Below are 1,018 nucleotides of genomic sequence, written 5' to 3' on the forward strand. Positions count from 1 at the left end.
GACGGCGGCGCACTGCGCTACCGCGGCGTCGACATCGAAGAACTCGTCGCACAGAACGTCACCTTCGGCGACGTCTGGGCCCTGCTCGTCGACGGCGCATTCGGCCGCGGCCTCCCACCGGCCGAACCCTTCCCCCTCCCCATCCACACCGGAGACGTCCGCGTCGACGTCCAAGCCGGCCTCGCGATGCTCGCCCCCATCTGGGGCTACCAACCCCTGCTCGACATCGACGACACCACCGCCCGCGACAACCTCGCCCGCGCCTCGGTGATGGCCCTGTCCTACGTCGCCCAATCCGCCCGCGGCATCTACCAACCCGCCGTCCCCCAAACCCGCATCGACCAAGCCGCCACCGTCACCGAACGCTTCATGGTCCGCTGGAAAGGCGAACCCGACCCCGCCCACGTCGCCGCCATCGACGCCTACTGGGTCTCGGCCGCCGAACACGGCATGAACGCCTCCACCTTCACCGCCCGCGTCATCGCCTCCACCGGAGCCGACGTCGCCGCCTGCCTCTCCGGTGCCATCGGCGCCATGTCCGGCCCCCTGCACGGCGGCGCCCCCGCGCGCGTCCTGCCGATGATCGAACAGGTCGAGAAGACCGGCGACGCCCGCGCCCTGATCACCGGCATCCTCGACCGCAAAGAAAAGCTCATGGGCTTCGGGCACCGCGTCTACCGCGCCGAAGACCCCCGCGCCCGCGTCCTACGCGCCACCGCCAAGAGACTGAACGCACCCCGTTACGAGGTCGCTGCCGCCCTCGAGCAAGCGGCGTTGACCGAACTGCGTGAACGCCGCCCCGACCGCGCGATCGAGACCAACGTCGAATTCTGGGCCGCGGTGATCCTCGACTTCGCCGAGGTGCCCGCCCACATGATGCCCGCGATGTTCACCTGCGGACGCACTGCAGGCTGGTGCGCGCACATCCTCGAGCAGAAGCGTCTGGGCAAGCTCGTCCGCCCGGCCGCCCTGTACACCGGCCCCGAACCCCGTACCCCCGAGTCCGTCGACGGCTGGG

1 protein-coding gene is annotated in these 1,018 nt (G+C 70.5%); it reads left to right on the forward strand.

The features are described 5' to 3' along the window. The coding region (locus CH305_RS02710) for a citrate synthase 2 (protein ID WP_143545226.1) at window positions 1-1,018 on the forward strand (1,018 nt) is incomplete at both ends.

This window comes from Rhodococcus sp. 15-649-2-2 (assembly GCF_002258645.1).
Classification (GTDB): domain Bacteria; phylum Actinomycetota; class Actinomycetes; order Mycobacteriales; family Mycobacteriaceae; genus Rhodococcoides.